Raw genomic sequence first — 19,342 nt, 5'->3', positions numbered from 1 at the left:
TTTGGATGGATTGACCGATGCTGAATGATCCGCGCTCGCATGGACTTTGGGAAAAGACTGCGCCCCAGCCGCCTGTAACCGCGCCGCTGACCGGATCCGTGCAGGCCGATGTGGTTGTCGTCGGTGGCGGCTATACCGGTATTTCTTCGGCATTGCATCTGGCGGAGGCCGGCAGCAAGGTCGTTCTTCTCGAAGCCAAGGAAATCGGCTTTGGCGGCGCCGGGCGCAATGTCGGTCTGATCAATGCCGGCATGTGGGTGATGCCTGATGATCTTCCCGGTGTGCTCGGGCCGGTTCATGGCGAGCGGCTGCTCGACATGCTCGGCAATGCGCCGCGTCTGGTGATGGAGCTGATCGCCAAGCATGACATTTCCTGCGAGCTCGAAACGAACGGAACGCTGCACTGCGCCGTCGGCTCTGAGGGGCTGAAGGAGATCGAGAACCGGGCGGCGCAGTGGGGCAAGCGGGGTGCGCCTGTGACCGTGCTGGATGCAGCGGAGACGGCGCGCCGGATCGGTAGCGATGCCTATGCCGGAGCGCTTCTGGACATGCGAGCCGGAACGCTGCAGCCGCTCGCCTATGCCCGTGGGCTGGCGCGAGCTGCAGTGCAAGCCGGTGTTTCCCTGCACACGGCAAGCCCAGTGATTGCGACGGAGCGTCAGGGTGGGAAATGGGTCGTCCGCACCGAACAGGGGACCGTCACCGCTGACTGGATCATCGTTGCGACGGATGCCTATAGCACCGGCCCCTGGGAACAGGTGCGCACCGAACAGGTTCATCTTCCCTATTTCAATCTCGCGACCACGCCGCTTGGCGACAATCTGCGCAAGTCGATCCTGCCCGGCCGCGAAGGCGTGTGGGATACCAAGGAAATCCTGTCGTCGTTTCGGATGGATCAGGCAGGCCGTCTCGTCTTCGGCAGCGTCGGGGCGCTGCGCAATACCGGTACTGCCGTCCACAAGGGCTGGGCGCAACGTTCGCTGCGCAAGCTCTTCCCGCAGATCGGCGAGGTCGAGTTCGAATGCGAGTGGTATGGCAAGATCGGCATGACCGACAATGCTTTGCCGCGGTTCCACAAGTTTGCCGATAACGTCGTCGGATTCTCGGGCTATAATGGCCGCGGCATTGCCCCTGGCACTGTTTTTGGTCGGACGCTCGCCGAACATATTCTTGGCCGCATCAGCGAGGCCGAGCTGCCCTTGCCGCTGACGGATCCGCGCGAGCCGGGGTTCCGGGCGCTGAAGGAAATGTGGTACGAAGCCGGCGCCCAGGTCGCCCACTTCGCCGATGCGCGTTTTTAAGAACAAGAAGGTTGGAAACACATGACCATCGCTAACCTCGATCTCGCAGCCGAAACCAAGAAGCTGCTGTCCGAACTCGGCGTCGATGCCGCACGCTATACCGGCGGAACGCTGCGCGTTACCTCGCCTGTCACAGGCAAGGAAATCGGCGCGCTGAAGGAAGACACCGTTGCCGGCGCCAAGGCGGCGATCGATGCCGCCCACAAGGCTTTCGCCGAATGGCGCGCCGTTCCGGCGCCGAAGCGCGGCGAGCTCGTCCGTCTGCTCGGTGAAGAGCTGCGCGCTGCCAAAGGCGCTCTCGGCCGCCTCGTTTCGATCGAAGTCGGCAAGATCACCTCCGAAGGTCTTGGCGAAGTCCAGGAAATGATCGACATCTGCGATTTCGCCGTCGGTCTGTCCCGTCAGCTTTACGGCCTGACGATCGCCACAGAGCGCTCCGAGCACCGGATGATGGAAAGCTGGCACCCGCTCGGCGTCGTCGGCATCATCTCGGCCTTCAACTTCCCGGTTGCTGTCTGGTCGTGGAATGCAGCGCTGGCACTTGTCTGCGGCAATTCGGTCGTCTGGAAGCCGTCGGAAAAGACGCCGCTGACGGCGCTGGCCACGCAGGCGCTGTTCGAGAAGGCGCTGAAGCGTTTCGTCGCCGAAGGTGGCTCGGCGCCGGCCAATCTGGCAACGCTCTTGATCGGCGGCCGTGATGTCGGCGAAGCCCTTGTCGATCACCCCAAGGTTCCGCTCGTTTCGGCAACCGGCTCGACGGCCATGGGCCGTGCCGTCGGTCCGCGTCTGTCGCAGCGTTTTGCCCGGGCGATCCTCGAGCTCGGCGGCAACAACGCGGCCATCATCTGCCCGACTGCCGATCTCGACCTGACGCTGCGCGGTGTCGCCTTCTCGGCGATGGGCACGGCCGGTCAGCGTTGCACGACGCTGCGCCGTCTCTTCGTGCATGACAGCGTCTATGACAAACTCGTTCCGCGCCTGCAGAAGGCCTATGGTTCGGTCACCATCGGCAATCCGCTGGAGAACGGTACGCTGGTTGGGCCGCTGATCGACAAGGCTGCCTACGAAAAAATGCAGTCGGCTCTCTCTGCTGCCAATGCAGCGGGTGGCAAGATCACTGGTGGCGAACGTGTCGAAAACGGCGCTGGCGAAGCCTTCTACGTTCGCCCGGCTCTGGTCGAGATGCCGTCGCAGACGGGTCCCGTTGTCGATGAAACATTTGCGCCGATCCTCTACGTGATGAAGTATTCGGATTTCGACGAAGTGCTCGATCTGCACAATGCCGTGCCGCAGGGCCTTTCCTCGTCGATCTTCACCAATGATATGCGCGAGGCGGAAACCTTCGTTTCGGCGCGCGGTTCGGATTGCGGTATCGCCAACGTCAATCTCGGCCCGTCGGGTGCGGAAATCGGCGGTGCGTTCGGCGGTGAAAAGGAAACGGGCGGCGGCCGCGAATCCGGTTCGGATGCATGGCGGGCCTATATGCGCCGCGCCACCAACACCATCAATTACGGCAAGACACTGCCGCTGGCGCAGGGCGTGAAGTTCGACGTCGAGTAAGGCAGCTGCATTGCAGCTCTGGGGGCGATGACGTAACACCGTCGTCGCCCTTTTGTTTTTCGCTAAGGTTTTTCCCATGCATCTGACGCTTGCTGCCGCTGAAACGCTTGTCATAGAGGCGTTGAAACGCAGCGGGGTTGAAGAGGGCAATGCGCGATCCGTGGCGCGTGCGCTCGTCGCCGCAGAAGCAGCCGGGCAGAGCGGGCACGGGCTTCGGCGTGTTGCCGCCTATGCTGCCCAGGCAAAGTCGGGAAAGGTTGATGGCATCATCAGGCCGAGCCTCTATCAACCCTATCCTTCGGTCATCCAGGTGGATGCCTGTCATGGATATGCCTATCCGGCATTCGATCTTGCCGTGCCGGTTCTTACGGACATGGCGAAGGTGCAGGGAGTTGCCATGGCGGCCATCCGACGCTCGCATCACGCCGGCGTTCTGGCGCTGACGGTCGAGCGTTTCGCAGAAGCCGGTCTTGTCGCCATCATGGTTGCCAATGCGACCGCAGCGATGGCCGCATGGGGTGGGCGCAAGCCGCTGTTTGGCACCAATCCGATTGCCTTTGCGGCGCCGGTGACCGGGCAGGACCCCGTTGTCATCGATCTGGCGCTTTCGCGCGTTGCCCGCGGCAAGATCATGGCCGCGCGGCAGAAGGGTGTGCCGATCCCTGCCGACTGGGCTTTCGACCGCGATGGCCAGCCGACCACGGATGCCGTGGCAGCTCTTGATGGCACGATGGTGCCGTCTGGCGAAGCCAAGGGCGCTGCGCTGGCAATGATGGTCGAGATCCTGGCTGCGCCGCTGACTGGCTCCAACTTCTCCTATGAATCGACATCGCTTTTCGACGACAAGGGCGCGGCTCCGGGTCTCGGCCAGATGATCATCGTCATCAATCCGGAAGCCGGCGGCGGCGCGTTTGCGGCAGCGCGGCTGACGGAGCTTGCCAACGAAATCTCGTCCGATCCAGGCGTCCGTCTGCCGGGACGGCGTGGGCAGAATGCACGCCGGGCGGCGATCGAAAACGGTATCGATGTCGATGATGACGTGATCGCGGACATTGCCGCGGTATAGAATCGTTCTAAACTTGATCAATAATTTCAAGTATTTGTGATCGCGGTCTCGTGAAGCAAACTTGAAAATTGAAGTCAGGAAAAATATAGGGTGCCGCGCAGCACCCCTCACCCCCAGCAGGGTGCCAATGCCATGGAGGGCATCATGACCAATTCCATCACGCGCCGTTCTGCGCTGGCGCTTGCCGCGTCGCTTCTGGCCGCAACCTCGCTCGCTTCCGGCGCTCACGCTCAGGACGAGGGTATCGTCGTCTATAACGCGCAGCACGAAAGCCTCGGTCGCGAGTGGATCGATGCCTTCACCAAGGAGACCGGCATCAAGGTCACCATGCGCCAGGGTAGCGACATGCAGTTCGCCAACCAGATCATCCAGGAAGGCGATGCCTCGCCGGCTGACGTGTTCCTCACCGAAAACTCGCCTGCGATGACGCTGGTCGATGGCGCTGGCCTGTTCGCACCCGTCGATAAGGCCACGCTGGATCAGGTTCCGGCCGAATACCGCCCTGCTGACGGCATGTGGACGGGTATTGCTGCCCGCTCGACGGTATTTGCCTATGACAAGCGCAAGCTTACGGAAGACAAGCTGCCGAAGTCGATGCTCGACCTCGCCGACCCGGCCTGGAAGGGCCGCTGGGGTGCTGCTCCTGCTGGTGCCGATTTCCAGGCAATCGTCAGCGCGCTGCTGCAGCTGAAGGGCGAGGAAGCGACTGCTGCCTGGCTGAAGGGCCTCAAGGACAATGCGACGCCCTACAAGGGCAACAGCGTTGCGCTGAAGGCAGTCAATGCCGGTGAAGTCGAAGGCGCGATCATCTATCACTATTACTGGTTCGGTGATCAGGCAAAGACCGCTGAAAACAGCGCCAATGTCGGCCTGCATTACTTCAAGAACCAGGATCCGGGCGCTTTCGTCTCGATCTCCGGCGGCGGTATCCTCAAGTCGACGCAGCACATGAAGGAAGCCCAGGCGTTCCTGAAGTTCATCGCCGGCAAGGCAGGCCAGGCCATCCTCAAGGACGGCACCTCCTATGAATATGCCGTCAGCGGCGAATCCAACGCCAAGCTCGTTCCGCTCAAGGAGCTGAACGCGCCGAAGGTCGAAGCCTCCGAGCTGAACAGCAAGAAGGTCGTTGAGATGATGACGGCTGCCGGTCTCATCTAAGCCCATCTGCCGCAGGGCTCGGGAGTCAAAACTATTGCTTTTGGCTCAAGAAAACCCTAGGGCATGATCAATCATGGCAACCGCTTCCTGACGAGGCGGTTGCCTTCCTTTTTCAGCGTCACAAAGGCGTCGGCCTTGCTGCAAGACAACAGATCGCTCGTGACCGGCCTTGCCGGCAATGAAGCGCCGGTCAGCACAATCGCTTCCCTTCGCGGGCGCATGCCGCACGCTTCCGTCGTCGTCTTCGCAACGGTCGTCGCTGCCTTCAGCCTCGTGCCGCTCGGCTTCATCGCCTGGATCACCTATGACGTCGGCTGGGACACGGTGAAGGCGCTGGTCTTCCGCCCGCGTGTCGGCGAACTTATGGTCAACACGGTGCTTCTCGAAGCGCTGACGATTCCGCTATCCATTGCGCTTGCCGTGACGCTGGCCTGGTTGACCGAACGAACCGACATTCCGTTTTCGCGTCTGTGGTCGTGGCTCGCGGTCGCGCCGCTTGCAGTTCCCGCCTTCGTGCACAGCTATGCCTGGATCAGCCTGGTGCCCGGCATGCGCGGGCTGGAAAGCGGCGTCTTCGTTTCGGTTCTCGCTTACTATCCGTTTCTCTATCTGCCCGTGGCAGCCGCGCTCCGGCGGCTCGATCCGGCGATCGAGGATGCGGCGGCTTCTCTTGGGCTTAACCCCTGGCGGGTGTTTTTCCGGACCGTGCTGCCGCAGCTGCGGCTGGCAATCTGCGGCGGCTCGCTGCTGATCGCGCTCCATCTGCTGTCGGAATACGGGCTCTATGTGATGATCCGTTTCGACACGTTCGCGACGGCGATCGTCGATCAGTTCCAGTCGGCTTATAACAGCCCGGCGGCCAACATGCTGGGCGGCGTGCTGGTTGGCTGCTGCCTGTTCCTGCTCGGCCTCGAAATTCTGGTTCGTGGCAACGAGCGCTATGCCCGGGTCGGTTCCGGTTCGGCGCGCCCGGCCGACCGTCGCCGGCTCGGATGGTTCGTCGTTCCGGCCATTCTGCTCCCCGTCGTCGTTGCCGTTCTGACGCTCGGTGTTCCCCTGGTGACGCTCGGGCGCTGGCTCTATCTCGGCGGTGCGGAAATCTGGCGCATCGATACTGTCGGCAATGCTTTTCTGCAGACGATCGTGCTTGCGGTCGCCGGCGGCATTCTGACGACGATCGCTGCCGTGCCGATGGCATGGCTCTCCGTGCGGGCTCCCGGACGCTTCCAGCGCTTCCTCGAAGCCTGCCACTATTATGTCGGCTCGCTGCCCGGTGTCGTCGTGGCGCTGGCACTGGTGACGATTACCGTCCGCCTCGTGCTGCCGCTCTACCAGACGTTCGCGACGCTGACCGTTGCCTATGTTCTGTTGTTCCTGCCGCGTGCCATGGTTGGCCTGCGTGCCAGTATCGCGCAGGCGCCGGTGGAGCTGGAGCGGGCGGCGATGGGCCTTGGCCGCACGCCGGCGCAAGCCGTTCGCCAGGTCACCATGCGGCTCGCCGCACCCGGCTTTGCCGCCAGTATCGCGCTTGTTGCCCTCGGCATCACCAACGAGCTGACGGCAACGCTGATGCTGTCGCCCAACGGCGTTGAAACGCTGTCGACGAAATTCTGGTCGCTGACCAGCGAGATCGATTATGTCTCCGCAGCACCCTATGCTGTGATGATGATCATCCTGTCGCTGCCGCTGACGCTGCTTCTCTACGTTCAATCGAAACGGACTGCCGGACAATGACGCTGCTCTCGATCCAATCCGCCAGCAAGCGCTATGGCCCGGTGACCGCGCTCGACAATGTTTCGCTGGATGTGCCGGCCGGCAGCCGCACCGCGGTCGTCGGACCGTCCGGCTCCGGCAAGACCACGCTTCTGCGGCTGATTGCCGGTTTCGAGCGTCCGGATCAGGGCAAGGTTTGCCTTGATGGCGAAGTGCTTGCCAATGGCCCGTCGGCCGTGCCCGCCCACAAGCGCGGCATCGGCATCGTATCGCAGGACGGCGCGCTGTTTCCGCATCTGAGCGTCTCCGACAATATCGGCTTCGGCTTCGAGCGGGGTGCGGCCGATCGCGACAAGCGGATCCTCGAGCTACTCGATATGGTCGAGCTTGACCGCAATATGCTGACGCGCCGCCCGCATCAGCTCTCAGGCGGCCAGCAGCAGCGTGTCGCTCTTGCGCGTGCGCTTGGCCGCAAGCCGCGGCTGATGCTGCTCGACGAACCGTTCTCGGCGCTGGATACCGGTCTTCGCGAAAACATGCGCAAGGCCGTTGCCCGCGTGTTGCAGGCGGCCGGCATCACCACCATTCTCGTCACGCACGATCAGGGCGAGGCGCTGTCCTTTGCCGATCAGGTGGCGGTGCTGCGCGATGGAAAGCTGGTGCAGGCGGGTTCGCCGCAGAAGCTTTATCTTCAGCCGAAGGATCGCGAGACGGCGCTGTTTCTGGGTGATGCCGTTATGCTGCCCGCCATCGTTCGCAACGGCTTTGCCGATTGCGCGCTGGGCAAGGTTGCCGTTGATGGCGATCATCAGGGCAAGGCCGAGATCATGTTGCGGCCCGAGCAAATCCGCGTCGTTCCCGATGACAGCCAGCCCGCCTATCATGGGCGGGTGGTCGAAGTGGAGTTCGGTGGCGCGACCTGCACGGTCGCCGTCTCGCTGGAAGGCGTGGCGCTGCCGCCCATTCTCATCAAGACATCCAGCGTCGCCTTGCCGGAGACCGGCGATCGCGTCCGTCTCGACATCGCTGGCAAGGCCCACGTTTTCAGCGTCCGCTAAGCCGTCTTCCGGCTCGCATCGATTTCGTCGCTCCGTTCCAGCCAGCCGCCGGTGAAGCCGGCACGCTCCAGCCCAAGGCGAATAACCGGCGATTGCCGCATCAGGCTCCAGATGAAATCCGAGCGGTCGTTCTCGATCGTCATCACCAGCAGGCCCTGGTCGATGCCGACGCAGCGGTCGTCCACCCATCCTTCGGGCCGTTTGGTCTTGACGGTCGGATTGAAGCCGCCCGGAAAGCGGCCTTCGTAGATGAGATCGGGATAGGTCTCGAGCAGGGCCTTGGTGCCGTCTATCGCCGCCTGACGGTCATAGGGAAGCGATGCGAGCGCTGCCCAGGGCGCAATCGTGCCGTCATCAGGCCCGAGAGGCGCACCCCGCGCCGCATAGCCCAGCACCTTCGGATGGCGTCCGCCAGGCATATGGCGGCTCGGCGGCGGGCCATCGGAGGCCGAGAGTCCCCAGGCATCCTTGTTGTAGCCGACGAAATGTCCGGGATTGCGCACGGCGTAATCGCGCTGCACGGCAATCGAAACCTGCGTGTTGCGGAAATAGTCCCAGTCTCGTGCTGCCATCGGGCGGTCCTGGATGCCGCGGAAATCGATCCAGGCGTGCGAGAAGAAATGGATGAACAGCGGACCGGCATAAAGATAGGCCTGATCCTTGTGGAGCATCCAGGAATAGCTTGACGTAAAGGCGTCGTAGCTCGCCTGCGGGATCGGGTGGGTGGGCGAGGCGAGCGCCAGCGTATAGAGCAGCACTGCCTCGTCATATCCCTGCCAGCGCCAGCGCAGGAAGCCGCTGGCGGGCTTCCAGCCCATCGAGATGGTCTGGCCCTTGTTCAGCGCCCAGGTCCAGTCGATGCGCTCGTAGATGGCTTTGACGAGATCGCGGATTTCCCGCTCGCTGTCATCGGCGCGGTCGAAATAGGCGGCTGCCGTCAGCATGCCGGCAACGAGCAATGTCGTGTCGATGGTCGACAGCTCGCTGTTCCATGCGCGGTGGCCGGTATCCATGTGCAGGAAGTGGTAATAGAAGCCGCGGTAGCCGGTCGCGTGGCGTTCCCGGCCCTGATGGCTTCCGGCAAAGAACCGCACGGTCGCCAATGTCCGCTCAACTGCTGCCGCCCGGGTGAGCCAGCCGCGTTCGGCGGCGACCGTATAGGACGATAGCGCGAAGCCGACGGCAGCGATGCTGCACGGCACACCATCGACCGACGTGTCGGCGACAAGCCCGTTGTCAGGGTTCGTGTGTTTCAGGAAGTAGTTGAAGGCGGATTGTTGCAGCCTGTCGATCAGCGCAGCATCCGTATCGTCGAGTCGTTGCAGCATACTCAAACCATTCATTTTCGCCCTGCTTCAACATGGCAACGCGTTGCGCGCAAATCAAACCTTTTTGAAAGGCGGTGTGCGGCTTGAATGGATCGTCGGCTGAGAACAGTGCGAAGACCGGCTGCGCGCTGGAGCGCTTTGTCTTCAATTTTGTGTCCTAGAGGAAGTTTGGAGCGGGCGAAGGGGTTCGAACCCTCGACCCCAACCTTGGCAAGGTTGTGCTCTACCACTGAGCTACACCCGCTCATAATCCCATGGCCTGTGGTAGTTGTGAGGACCGTGGGCGCCACCTTGCGGCGACGGGCGCTATATCGCCCAAACGATTTTCAAATGCAACAGGGAAATGACGGAGAGGCGAAGAAAAATTGTAAGCCTTTGGAAAAACTTCCGAAAATGCCGCAAATCCGGGCGAAAGCGTCGATCGCGCGCATTGCAAAAGCTGAGGCCCGGACTTAATCAAAGCGCCTGCCCGCAATTTTTATGAGATGGATGGTGTGATGACCGATACGAAGCCGAAGACCCGCGACGAGCTTTTTGCCTTTCTCGACGAGCTCGGCATCAAGCATGCCACGAAGGATCATGCGCCGGTGTTCACAGTTGCCGAATCGGTGTCACTGCGCGACGAGATTCCAGGCGGCCATACGAAAAACCTCTTCGTGAAGGACAAGAAGGACCAGTTCTTTCTGCTGACCGTCGAGGAGCATGCGAGCGTCGATCTGAAGACGGTGCACACGCTGATCGGTGCTGCCAGCAAGGTTTCGTTCGGCAAGCCGGAAAAGCTGATGGAATATCTGGGTGTGATTCCCGGCTCGGTCACCGCATTCGGGGCGATCAACGATGCCGGCAGCAACGTCACCTTCGTTCTCGATGCCGATCTGATGAAGGAAGAGATCGTCAACTGCCATCCGCTTTCCAACGATGCGACGACCTCCATTGCCAGCGCCGATCTCATCCGCTTCATGGAAGCGACGGGTCACAAGCCGCTTGTCTTGAAAGTCACGGCCTGACATACGATTTTAGCGCTAGAAAAAAGCCGGGCGCGACCGGCATTGGCGGGAGATACCTATGAGCGGCAACGACAACCCCTACAGCACGTCCTACGGCACGATGTCGGCAACGGCGACCTATGGCGGCGGTGCGCCGCAGGCTGCTTCCGCGCCGGCCGCAGCGGGCAACTATATCAAGGACACGACGACGGCGAACTTCACCAAGGACGTCATCGAGGATTCGCGCAACCAGCCGGTTCTCGTCGATTTTTGGGCGCCGTGGTGCGGCCCGTGCAAGCAGCTGACGCCTGTTCTGGAAAAGGTCGTCAACGAGGCCCAGGGCCGCGTGAAGCTGGTGAAAATGAATATCGACGATCATCCGTCGATCGCCGGTCAGCTCGGCATCCAGTCGATTCCCGCCGTCATCGCCTTCGTCGGCGGTCGTCCGGCTGACGGCTTCATGGGTGCGGTGCCGGAGAGCCAGGTTCGCCAGTTCATCGATCGTCTTGCAGGTCCTGCCGGTGCCGATCAGGCGGCCGAGATCGAAGCTGTGCTCGAAGAGGCAGCCGGTCTTCTGACTTCGGGCGATGTCAACGGCGCGGCGCAGCTCTACGGCGCGGTGATGCAGGCCGATCCGGAAAATGCCAAGGCGCTTGCCGGCATGGCGGAATGCATGATTGCTGCCAACCAGCATGAGCGCGCCCGCGAGGCGCTGACCGATCTGCCTGAGGAGCTTGCCAAAGATGCCGGCATCCAGGCCGTTCTCAAGAAGCTCGATCAGATCGAGGAGGCCCGCAAGCTCGGCGACCCCTTTGCGCTGGAGCAGGTGCTTGCCGGTAATCCCGATGACCATGAAGCACGGGTGAAGCTCGCCAAGATCCGCAACGTCGAGGGACGCCGCGACGAGGCGGCCGAGCATCTGCTGACGGTCATGCGCAAGGACCGCACTTTCGACGACGACGGCGCGCGGCGCCAACTGCTGCAGTTCTTCGATGTCTGGGGCTTCAAGGACCCGGCAACTATCGCTGCGCGGCGCAAGCTTTCCGCGATGCTGTTCTCCTAACTTGAGGCGGGTGCCCTTGCGTTTTTGAGCGGGGGCACCACATTCAAAAGGGATGGCAAGGGCTCCGATTTTTCCTGCCTGAAGAATGCGGGACGAAATTTCATGCAAGTCGGGAATGCGAGATATTTGAAACCCGGTGATCTGCCGGAAACCGTCGCCGTTTTCCCCCTGACCGGCGCTCTCCTCCTGCCGACCGGGCAACTCCCCTTAAACATTTTCGAGCCGCGTTATCTCGCGATGTTCGATGCGGCGATGGCCGGAAACCGGCTGATCGGCATGGTGCAGCCGGCGCTCGTCGAGACCGATGACAAGAGCGGCGAGTGCAATCTTGCACCCGTAGGCTGTGTCGGCCGGATCACATCTTTCGCAGAGACCGGCGATGGCCGCTATATCGTCTCGCTGACCGGCATCTGCCGCTTCCGGCTGATCGGCGAAAAGGTGACGCACGAGCCGTTTCGTACCTTCCGGATCGCGCCGTTCATTTCCGATCTTTCGGCGCGCGACGAAGAGGATGCTGTCGATCGCTCAGCGCTTCTTTCGGCCTTCAGGGCCTATCTCGATGCCAACAAGCTGGAAGCGGATTGGGACAGCGTCGAACGCGCGAGCAATCTGACGCTCGTCAATTCGCTGGCCATGATGTCGCCCTTCGGCCCGGCCGAAAAGCAGGCGCTGCTGGAGGCGCCCGACCTGAAGACGCGAGCGGAAACGCTGATTGCCATTACCGAGATCGTTCTGGCGCGGGTCTTCGGTGACTCCGACACGGTTTTGCAGTAAGCAACCGGAATGGACGAAAAACTCAGCCGCGTCGATCCGAAGCTTCTGGAACTGCTTGTGTGCCCGTTGACGAAAGGCAGGTTGAGCTATGACCGGGAGCTCAATGAGCTGGTCTCGGAAAAGGCGAGGCTTGCCTATCCGATCCGCGACGGGATCCCGATCATGCTGGTTTCCGAGGCCCGAAGGCTGGACGACTAGATCGCTTCACCGGCGAGAAGGCGCGGATTGGACTTGGTGGTCGTTCCCGCCGCCTGGCCAATGAAGAACGACTTCAGGCCGGGCAGCCGATCGACGATGCCGAGGCCGACATCGCGGGCGATGCGGACCGGCGTCATATCATTCGAAAACAGCCGGTTCAGAACATCCGTCGTTACGCCCATACGGAACGTGTCGAAACGGCGCCAGGTCTGGTAGCGCTCCAGAATGTTGATCGAGCCGATATCGAGGCCGAGGCGATCGGCTTCGACGATGGTTTCGGCAAGTGCGGCGACATCCTTGAAGCCGAGATTGAGGCCCTGGCCCGATATCGGGTGAATGCCGTGGGCGGCATCGCCGGCAAGCGCGAAGCGCGGCGCCACGAATGACCGGGCCAGCGTCAGCCCGAGCGGGAAGGCGCGTTTGACGCCGATCACCTTCAGCGCGCCGAGCTTGTGGCCGAAGCGGCGCTCCAGCTCTTCCTCGAAAATCAGATCGTCGCCGGCGACGAGGCGGTTGGCATCGCTGGTGCCTTCGGTCCAGACGAGGGACGAGCGATTTTTGGTCAGCGGCAGGATGGCGAAGGGTCCGGAGGGCAGGAAATGCTCCTCGGCACAGCCGTTATGCGGCCGCTCGTGCTCGACGGTCGCGACGATGCCGGATTGCCCGTAGTCCCAGCTGACGGTCTTGATGCCGGCGAGGTCGCGCAGTTTGGAACGCACGCCGTCGCAGGCGACCACCAGGCGCGCCTCGATGCTGCTGCCGTCCGACAGCTCCACCGTCGAGTTATTTTCGCCGGTCTTCAGCCCGGTGGCGCTGAGCCCATGGCGGATCTCGATGCCGAGCCGCTCGCAGACGCCGCGCAATTCGCGGACCATCACCGCATTGGGGATCATATGCGCGAAGGGGCGGCCATCTTCGATCTCGCCATCGAAGGTCAGGAACACCGGACGAACGGGATCCGACGTCTTGGAATCGGTGACGATCATCTTGGTGATCGGCTGGGCCTCGCCGCGGATATTCTCCCATATGCCGAAAACCTCCAGCATCTTGGCGGCGGCGGCGATGATGGCGGACGCCCGCATGTCCTTCTGCCAGACATGCTCGGGTGCTGCCTCGACGACGGCAACATCAAGATGCGGCGCCGCCTGCTTGACCGCCACCGCCGCGGACAGGCCCACATAGCCTCCGCCAACAACCAGCATATCAAGCATCGCCCACTCCTCAGCCTTGTGAATACAATCGCGATCTATATAGATCATCGCTCCCTTACTTCCTACTGCCGGGGGCAAGCAAATGACCGCAGCTGCGGCAAAACCGACCGCCATGGAAACCCTTCTTGCGACGCTCGACCTCGAGCCGATCGAAATCGACATCTTTCGCGGCCGCAGTCCGCAGGTCGGCTGGCAGCGCGTTTTCGGCGGGCAGGTGATCGGCCAGGCGCTGATGGCGGCGCAGCGGACGATCGAGCCCGGGCGGATCGTGCATTCGCTGCACGCCTATTTCATGCGTCCGGGCGACCCCTCGGTGCCGATCATCTATCAGGTCGAGCGCATTCGCGACGGATCGAGCTTCAACACGCGGCGCGTCGTCGCCATCCAGCACGGCAAGGCGATCTTCGCGCTTTCCTGCTCGTTTCAGATCGAGGAGCCAGGCTTCGACCACCAGGCCGGAATGCCGGATGTGCCGCCGCCGGAAAAGCTGCTTGGCGAACAGCAGATCAAGGACCAGTACCTTGCGCATGCGCCGTCTGCGATCCGCAAATACTGGGAGCGCGAGCGGCCGATCGAGATCCGGCCGGTTTCGCTGACGCATTATTTCTCCAGCGAGAAACTGGAGCCGCGTCAGGACGTCTGGGTGCGGGCGACTGGCCCGGTCCCGGATGACCGGCTCTATCAGGCAGCGGTGCTTGCCTACCTCTCCGACATGACGCTGCTCGACACATCGCTTTATGCGCATGGGACGTCGATTTTCGATCAGACGCTGCAAGTCGCAAGCCTCGACCATTCCATGTGGTTTCACCGGCCGGACAAACTCGACGACTGGCTGCTCTACACCCAGGATAGCCCCTCTGCCTCGGGTGCGCGCGGGCTGACCCGCGGTAGCCTGTTTACGCGGTCGGGTGTTCTGATTGCGTCGGTCGCCCAGGAGGGGTTGATTCGGAAAAAGGCAGATGAATAAATAATGTGCATATTCGCAGTTTTGCGCATTATTTAAGCCTTTATTGCGCCGCCAAATGCCTCAAAATTGGCATCCCTCGATATCGTCTTTACTTTTCAATAACTTATAACGCGCCTCGAATCTGGCACGCCCCTTGAATGTATATCCCCGGTCGCTGCTCGCAAACGTCAGCGGCAAGGAGAGTCGGCTCCGTGCCGAGGATAACGAAGGATGGGAAACCAGATGAAAATTGTGATGGCCATTATCAAGCCGTTCAAGCTCGATGAGGTCCGCGAAGCCCTCACCGCGATCGGCATCCAAGGCCTGACCGTGACCGAAGTTAAGGGCTACGGGCGCCAAAAGGGACATACTGAAATTTATCGCGGCACCGAATATGCGGTCAGCTTCCTGCCGAAGCTCAAGATCGAAATCGCAGTCGCCACCGAGATCGTCGACAAGGCGGTCGAAGCCATCGCATCGTCGGCCAAGACCGGCCAGATCGGCGACGGCAAGATCTTCGTCTACTCCATCGACCACGCCGTCCGCATCCGCACGGGCGAAACCGATACCGAAGCGCTCTAAGAACCGCTGAGCAAGGAGCTTTTTACCAATGTCAATTTCGAAGTTTTCTTCCACATTTGCGCGGTTCGGCGCTGCATCGGCTGCGCTTCTGGCGCCGGTCGCTGCTTTTGCACAGGACGCCGCGACGACGGCCGCTCCGGCCGCTGCCGCTGCTGCTGCTCCGGTCGCCGACAAGGGCGACACCGCCTTCATGTTCATCTCCACGCTGCTGGTTCTCTTCATGATCCTGCCTGGCCTGGCACTGTTCTACGGCGGCCTCGTTCGCGCCAAGAACATGCTTTCGGTTCTGATGCAGTGCACGATGGTTGCTGCGGTTCTGATGCTGATCTGGGTCATCTACGGCTACTCCTTCGCCTTCGGCGGCTCGGAAAGCCCGTATTGGGGCGGCACGGCCAAGATGTTCTTTGCCGGCGTCACCAAGGATACGACGGCTGCAACCTTCTCGCAGGGCGTTGTCATTCCTGAGTTCATCTTCGCGATGTTCCAGATGACCTTCGCCGCGATCACGCCTGCCCTGATCGTCGGCGCCTTTGCCGAACGCATCAAGTTCTCGGCAGTCGTTCTGTTCTGCGCGCTCTGGGCAACCTTCGTCTACTTCCCGATCGCTCACATGGTCTGGGACGCCAACGGCCTGCTCTTCAAGATGGGCGCGCTGGACTTCGCAGGCGGCACGGTCGTTCACATCAACGCCGGCGTTGCCGGTCTGATCGGCGCGATCATGGTCGGCAAGCGTACCGGCTACGGCAAGGACATGATGGCTCCCCATTCGATGACGCTGACCATGGTCGGTGCTTCGATGCTCTGGTTCGGCTGGTTCGGCTTCAACGCCGGCTCCAACCTCGAAGCTTCAGGCGGCGCCATGCTCGCAACGGTCAACACCTTCGTTGCCACCGCTGCTGCCGTCATCTCCTGGGCGATTGTCGAAACCCTGACACGCGGCAAGGCATCGATGCTCGGTGGCGCTTCCGGCATGGTCGCTGGTCTCGTTGCCATCACGCCTGCTGCCGGTATCGTCGGCCCGATGGGCGCGATCGTCATGGGTCTAATCGTTTCTCCGCTTTGCTATTTCTTCGTCTCGGTCGTGAAGAACAAGTTCGGCTATGACGACACGGCTGACGTCTTCGGCGTTCACGGCGTCGGCGGCATGTTCGGTGCTATCGCCACCGGCATCTTCGCCAGCGCGTCGCTCGGTGGCGTCGGCTATGCCGAAGGTGTCACCATGGGCGGCCAGGTCGTCACCCAGCTGACGGCTATCGCCACCACCATCGTATGGTGCGGCGTCGGTTCGGCGATCCTCTACAAGGTTGTCGATCTCATCGTCGGCCTGCGTGTTGCCGTCGAAGCCGAACGCGAAGGTCTCGATCTCGCGACCCACGGCGAAGCTGCCTACCACTCGTAATCAAGGGATTGCGGCGCCCGGCAAAAAGGGCGCCGCTGAACAGCCCGTCGCGGCCTATCGAAAACATAGACCGCATTTTGGCCCGGACCTTCCAAGGTTCGGGCCCTTTTATTTTCAACATTCTAATACCCCGATGTCATGGTTAACACCGCTTTAACCGTCCTCTGGTTAGGTGGAAGAGACGCATTCTGCGTGAATTGCGAGAGCGATTCGCGCCGCAGCACATGGACGGTAGGACATATGGCAAGAAGCACGTCGCCGGCGATCGATAGCCGGCCGGACCGTTTCTCCCTTTCAGGGTTCCTGTTCAGGCAGGCGCAGGCTCTTCTGGGCTTTGCGATCTTCCTGATGCTGGCGCTTGCCGTTGCGGCGCTGGCCACATGGAACGTCGCCGACCCGAGCTATTCCTACGCAACAAGCAATGCGCCGAGCAATATCCTCGGCTATAGCGGCGCTGCCTTTGCCGATCTGGCGATGCAGTTCTTCGGACTTGCGAGCGTCATTGCGCTTCTGCCCGTCGTTGCTTGGGCATTGGCGATGATCTCCGGCCGTCATATCAGCCGCATCCCGGCGCGCGGCGGTGCGTGGGCGCTCGGCTCGGTGCTTTCCTCTGCCGTCATCGGCTGCTTTCCGCCACCACTGACCTGGCCGATCCCGAACGGTATCGGCGGCGTCATCGGCGACATGATTCTGCGCTTCCCGGCACTGTTCGTCGGCGCCTATCCAACCGGAACATTCGCAACCGCCGTCGGCTGCGTCTTCGCGGTGCCGACCGTCTGGATGATGCTGTTTGCGGCCGGTATCGTCGGCCGCACCGAAGAAGATGACGATATTGCCGAGGACTTTACCGAAACGCGCTCCAAGGCGCGTTCGGTTGGTGAAGCCGACGAGGATGATGGCGACGATGAAGGTGGCTGGCTCGCCTTCGGCGCGCTGACGCATGCCTGGTACATGAGCCAGGCGCGCATGCGCCGCATCTTCGGCATGGGGCCGCGCAAGCGCCGCCAGAGCGACTTCGAATCGCCCTACGATTTCAACGATGACGAATTCGGCAAGCTCAACGAGCCGGTGCGTGCCAAGGCCCCTGCCGGCCGCGGCGAGCGTATGGACCCGTCGATGGATGTGGGTGCGACCTCGCAGCGCCGGATCGTTTCCGCGCCGTCGATTTCGCTCGATGACGATGACGACGATGATGCGTTTGACGCCGACATGCCGCCTCGCCCCGCCGATATCCTTCCCGATGACGACGAGGATGGCTGGATGATGCGCGCCCCGGCGCGTTCCGGCGGCAAGCAGGAGCCGCGGGTGACGCCTGCAGCATCGCGCCCGAAGCCAGGTGCGCGTCTTGACCGCGAATCGCAGGGCAGCTTCATCCGTCCCGAAGGCTTCCAGCTGCCGCCGATGCATCTTCTGGCCGAGCCGAAGAATGTCGTCCGCGACAGCACGCTGTCCGCGGATGCGCTGGAACAGAATGCGCGGATGCTCGAAGGCGTTCTCGAAGATTTCGGGGTCAAGGGCGAGATCATCCACGTGCGTCCGGGCCCGGTCGTCACGCTCTACGAACTGGAGCCTGCTCCGGGTATCAAGTCGTCCCGCGTCATCGGCCTTGCCGACGATATTGCCCGCTCGATGAGCGCGATCGCTGCCCGCGTCGCCGTCGTGCCGGGCCGCAACGCCATCGGCATCGAACTGCCGAATTCAACGCGTGAGACCGTTTATCTGCGCGAGCTGATCGCCTCGCGTGATTTCGAGGGATCCAAGGCGAAGCTCGCGATGGCGCTCGGCAAGACGATCGGCGGCGAAGCCGTCATCGCCGACCTCGCCAAGATGCCGCATCTGCTGGTCGCCGGTACCACCGGTTCCGGTAAATCGGTCGCCATCAACACGATGATCCTGTCGCTGCTCTACCGGATGACGCCGGAACAGTGCCGCCTGATCATGATCGATCCGAAGATGCTGGAACTCTCCGTCTATGACGGCATCCCGCACCTGCTGTCGCCCGTCGTTACCGATCCGAAGAAGGCCGTCGTTGCGCTCAAGTGGACCGTCCGCGAGATGGAAGAGCGCTACAAGAAGATGTCGAAGATCGGCGTCCGCAATATCGATGGCTTCAATGCCCGCGTCGAGCAGGCGCTTGCCAAGGGCGAGCAGATCTCGCGTACCGTGCAGACCGGCTTCGACCGCCATACCGGCGAGGCGATGTACGAGACGGAAGAATTCGATCTGCAGCCGATGCCCTATATCGTCGTCATCATCGACGAAATGGCCGACCTGATGATGGTCGCGGGCAAGGATATCGAAGGCGCGGTGCAGCGTCTGGCGCAGATGGCGCGTGCCGCTGGTATCCATGTCATCATGGCGACGCAGCGTCCGTCTGTCGACGTCATTACCGGCACGATCAAGGCGAACTTCCCGACCCGCATCTCCTTCCAGGTGACGTCGAAGATCGATAGCCGCACCATCCTTGGCGAGCAGGGTGCAGAACAGCTGCTCGGCATGGGCGACATGCTCTACATGGCTGGCGGCGGCCGCATCCAGCGTGTCCACGGCCCGTTCGTGGCCGATATGGAAGTCGAGGAGATCGTTTCATTCCTGAAGACGCAGGGCGCGCCTCAGTATCTCGATGCGATCACAGCCGATGACGACGAAGATGGTGACTACGGTGGCGGCCCGGCCGGCACCTCCAATCTTGCCGATTCCGACGATCCCTACGACCAGGCGGTGGCCATCGTGCTGCGCGATGGCAAGGCATCGACGTCCTATGTCCAGCGCCGCCTCGGCATCGGTTATAACCGCGCTGCATCGCTGATCGAGCGTATGGAGCAGGAAGGGATCATCGGCCCCGCCAACCATGCCGGCAAGCGCGAGATCCTTGTTCCGACCGAAGGTGATATACTCGATCGCTGACACGTGAAAAAATCTTTCGAGGCAACGGCTTCACGGAAACCTGATCGCCTCGAAAACGTTACCTCTCGCAGCTATGCGTCTGCGCCATGAAG

16 protein-coding genes and 1 tRNA gene are annotated in these 19,342 nt (G+C 61.9%); 14 read left to right on the top strand and 3 right to left on the bottom strand.

Going from position 1 to position 19,342, the window contains the following annotated elements:
* Positions 1–17 precede the first annotated feature (17 nt).
* The 6 genes from J2X43_RS19580 to J2X43_RS19555 all read left to right on the top strand — a co-directional run bounded on the left by J2X43_RS19580 (position 18) and on the right by J2X43_RS19555 (position 7,856).
* Positions 18–1,301, top strand: coding sequence for an FAD-binding oxidoreductase (locus J2X43_RS19580; protein ID WP_310296417.1), 1,284 nt, complete (start codon positions 18–20; stop codon positions 1,299–1,301).
* Positions 1,302–1,322: 21 nt separating this feature from the next.
* A complete protein-coding gene (locus J2X43_RS19575; RefSeq protein ID WP_310296415.1) occupies positions 1,323–2,861 on the top strand; it encodes an aldehyde dehydrogenase family protein in 1,539 nt (512 codons plus the stop codon).
* 76 nt (positions 2,862–2,937) lie between these two features.
* Complete coding sequence (locus J2X43_RS19570; protein ID WP_310296414.1) at positions 2,938–3,927, top strand: Ldh family oxidoreductase; 990 nt, start codon at positions 2,938–2,940, stop codon at positions 3,925–3,927.
* Between the two features lie 144 nt (positions 3,928–4,071).
* Positions 4,072–5,085, top strand: a complete 1,014-nt coding sequence (locus J2X43_RS19565; protein WP_310296412.1) for an iron ABC transporter substrate-binding protein — start codon at positions 4,072–4,074, stop codon at positions 5,083–5,085.
* Positions 5,086–5,148: 63 nt separating this feature from the next.
* Positions 5,149–6,819: an iron ABC transporter permease gene (locus J2X43_RS19560; RefSeq protein WP_310296410.1), complete on the top strand. Its 1,671-nt coding sequence runs from the start codon at positions 5,149–5,151 to the stop codon at positions 6,817–6,819.
* Positions 6,816–7,856, top strand: a complete 1,041-nt coding sequence (locus tag J2X43_RS19555; protein ID WP_112540454.1) for an ABC transporter ATP-binding protein — start codon at positions 6,816–6,818, stop codon at positions 7,854–7,856. Before J2X43_RS19560 ends, J2X43_RS19555 begins: the two co-directional genes overlap by 4 nt.
* Here the strand turns inward: J2X43_RS19555 and J2X43_RS19550 are convergent.
* Complete coding sequence (locus tag J2X43_RS19550; protein WP_310296705.1) at positions 7,853–9,184, bottom strand: glucoamylase family protein; 1,332 nt, start codon at positions 9,182–9,184, stop codon at positions 7,853–7,855. The genes J2X43_RS19555 and J2X43_RS19550 overlap by 4 nt on opposite strands.
* Before the next feature lie 169 nt (positions 9,185–9,353).
* Positions 9,354–9,428, bottom strand: a tRNA-Gly gene (locus tag J2X43_RS19545).
* A 253-nt stretch (positions 9,429–9,681) separates the two neighbouring features.
* On the opposite strand from J2X43_RS19545, the gene J2X43_RS19540 reads away from it, so the two are divergent.
* The 4 genes from J2X43_RS19540 (at position 9,682) to J2X43_RS19525 (ending at position 12,205) form a co-directional block, all read left to right on the top strand.
* Entirely contained in the window at positions 9,682–10,191 is a 510-nt protein-coding gene (locus tag J2X43_RS19540; protein WP_310296408.1) for a prolyl-tRNA synthetase associated domain-containing protein, read from the top strand.
* 58 nt (positions 10,192–10,249) lie between these two features.
* The gene (gene trxA, locus J2X43_RS19535) at positions 10,250–11,233 is read left to right on the top strand and encodes a thioredoxin (RefSeq protein WP_310296406.1); all 984 of its coding nucleotides are present in this window, start codon (positions 10,250–10,252) and stop codon (positions 11,231–11,233) included.
* Positions 11,234–11,335: 102 nt separating this feature from the next.
* Positions 11,336–12,007: an LON peptidase substrate-binding domain-containing protein gene (locus J2X43_RS19530; RefSeq protein WP_112385860.1), complete on the top strand. Its 672-nt coding sequence runs from the start codon at positions 11,336–11,338 to the stop codon at positions 12,005–12,007.
* A gap of 9 nt (positions 12,008–12,016) precedes the next feature.
* Entirely contained in the window at positions 12,017–12,205 is a 189-nt protein-coding gene (locus J2X43_RS19525) for a Trm112 family protein (RefSeq protein WP_112385859.1), read from the top strand.
* Here the strand turns inward: J2X43_RS19525 and J2X43_RS19520 are convergent.
* Complete coding sequence (locus tag J2X43_RS19520) at positions 12,202–13,464, bottom strand: ubiquinone biosynthesis hydroxylase (protein WP_310296403.1); 1,263 nt, start codon at positions 13,462–13,464, stop codon at positions 12,202–12,204. The genes J2X43_RS19525 and J2X43_RS19520 overlap by 4 nt on opposite strands.
* 34 nt (positions 13,465–13,498) lie before the next feature.
* Here J2X43_RS19520 and tesB point away from each other — a divergent pair, with 34 nt between their 5' ends.
* From tesB to J2X43_RS19500, 4 genes are all read left to right on the top strand, one after another.
* Positions 13,499–14,383 (top strand): acyl-CoA thioesterase II, encoded by an 885-nt coding sequence (tesB, locus tag J2X43_RS19515; protein ID WP_310296401.1) that lies wholly within the window; start codon positions 13,499–13,501, stop codon positions 14,381–14,383.
* Positions 14,384–14,593: 210 nt separating this feature from the next.
* Complete coding sequence (locus tag J2X43_RS19510) at positions 14,594–14,944, top strand: P-II family nitrogen regulator (protein ID WP_162698828.1); 351 nt, start codon at positions 14,594–14,596, stop codon at positions 14,942–14,944.
* A 28-nt stretch (positions 14,945–14,972) separates the two neighbouring features.
* Complete coding sequence (locus J2X43_RS19505; protein ID WP_112385856.1) at positions 14,973–16,343, top strand: ammonium transporter; 1,371 nt, start codon at positions 14,973–14,975, stop codon at positions 16,341–16,343.
* A gap of 240 nt (positions 16,344–16,583) precedes the next feature.
* Positions 16,584–19,250: a DNA translocase FtsK gene (locus J2X43_RS19500; RefSeq protein ID WP_310296398.1), complete on the top strand. Its 2,667-nt coding sequence runs from the start codon at positions 16,584–16,586 to the stop codon at positions 19,248–19,250.
* Positions 19,251–19,342: the final 92 nt, after the last annotated feature.

It is taken from the genome of Rhizobium sp. BE258 (assembly GCF_031457345.1).
Lineage (GTDB): Bacteria > Pseudomonadota > Alphaproteobacteria > Rhizobiales > Rhizobiaceae > Rhizobium.
The sequence above is the reverse complement of the archived record's forward strand: the minus strand, read 5'-3'. Positions and strand labels throughout refer to the sequence as shown.

Excerpts from the sequence above, each read along its gene's own strand:
- J2X43_RS19580 (WP_310296417.1), top strand. The coding sequence starts at position 18 with ATGCTGAATGATCCGCGCTCGCATGGACTTTGGGAAAAGACTGCGCCC.
- J2X43_RS19575 (WP_310296415.1), top strand. The coding sequence starts at position 1,323 with ATGACCATCGCTAACCTCGATCTCGCAGCCGAAACCAAGAAGCTGCTG.
- J2X43_RS19570 (WP_310296414.1), top strand. The coding sequence starts at position 2,938 with ATGCATCTGACGCTTGCTGCCGCTGAAACGCTTGTCATAGAGGCGTTG.
- J2X43_RS19565 (WP_310296412.1), top strand. The coding sequence starts at position 4,072 with ATGACCAATTCCATCACGCGCCGTTCTGCGCTGGCGCTTGCCGCGTCG.
- J2X43_RS19560 (WP_310296410.1), top strand. The coding sequence starts at position 5,149 with ATGATCAATCATGGCAACCGCTTCCTGACGAGGCGGTTGCCTTCCTTT.
- J2X43_RS19555 (WP_112540454.1), top strand. The coding sequence starts at position 6,816 with ATGACGCTGCTCTCGATCCAATCCGCCAGCAAGCGCTATGGCCCGGTG.
- J2X43_RS19550 (WP_310296705.1), bottom strand. The coding sequence starts at position 9,184 with ATGCTGCAACGACTCGACGATACGGATGCTGCGCTGATCGACAGGCTG.
- J2X43_RS19540 (WP_310296408.1), top strand. The coding sequence starts at position 9,682 with ATGACCGATACGAAGCCGAAGACCCGCGACGAGCTTTTTGCCTTTCTC.
- trxA (WP_310296406.1), top strand. The coding sequence starts at position 10,250 with ATGAGCGGCAACGACAACCCCTACAGCACGTCCTACGGCACGATGTCG.
- J2X43_RS19530 (WP_112385860.1), top strand. The coding sequence starts at position 11,336 with ATGCAAGTCGGGAATGCGAGATATTTGAAACCCGGTGATCTGCCGGAA.
- J2X43_RS19525 (WP_112385859.1), top strand. The coding sequence starts at position 12,017 with ATGGACGAAAAACTCAGCCGCGTCGATCCGAAGCTTCTGGAACTGCTT.
- J2X43_RS19520 (WP_310296403.1), bottom strand. The coding sequence starts at position 13,464 with ATGATCTATATAGATCGCGATTGTATTCACAAGGCTGAGGAGTGGGCG.
- tesB (WP_310296401.1), top strand. The coding sequence starts at position 13,499 with ATGACCGCAGCTGCGGCAAAACCGACCGCCATGGAAACCCTTCTTGCG.
- J2X43_RS19510 (WP_162698828.1), top strand. The coding sequence starts at position 14,594 with ATGGGAAACCAGATGAAAATTGTGATGGCCATTATCAAGCCGTTCAAG.
- J2X43_RS19505 (WP_112385856.1), top strand. The coding sequence starts at position 14,973 with ATGTCAATTTCGAAGTTTTCTTCCACATTTGCGCGGTTCGGCGCTGCA.
- J2X43_RS19500 (WP_310296398.1), top strand. The coding sequence starts at position 16,584 with ATGGCAAGAAGCACGTCGCCGGCGATCGATAGCCGGCCGGACCGTTTC.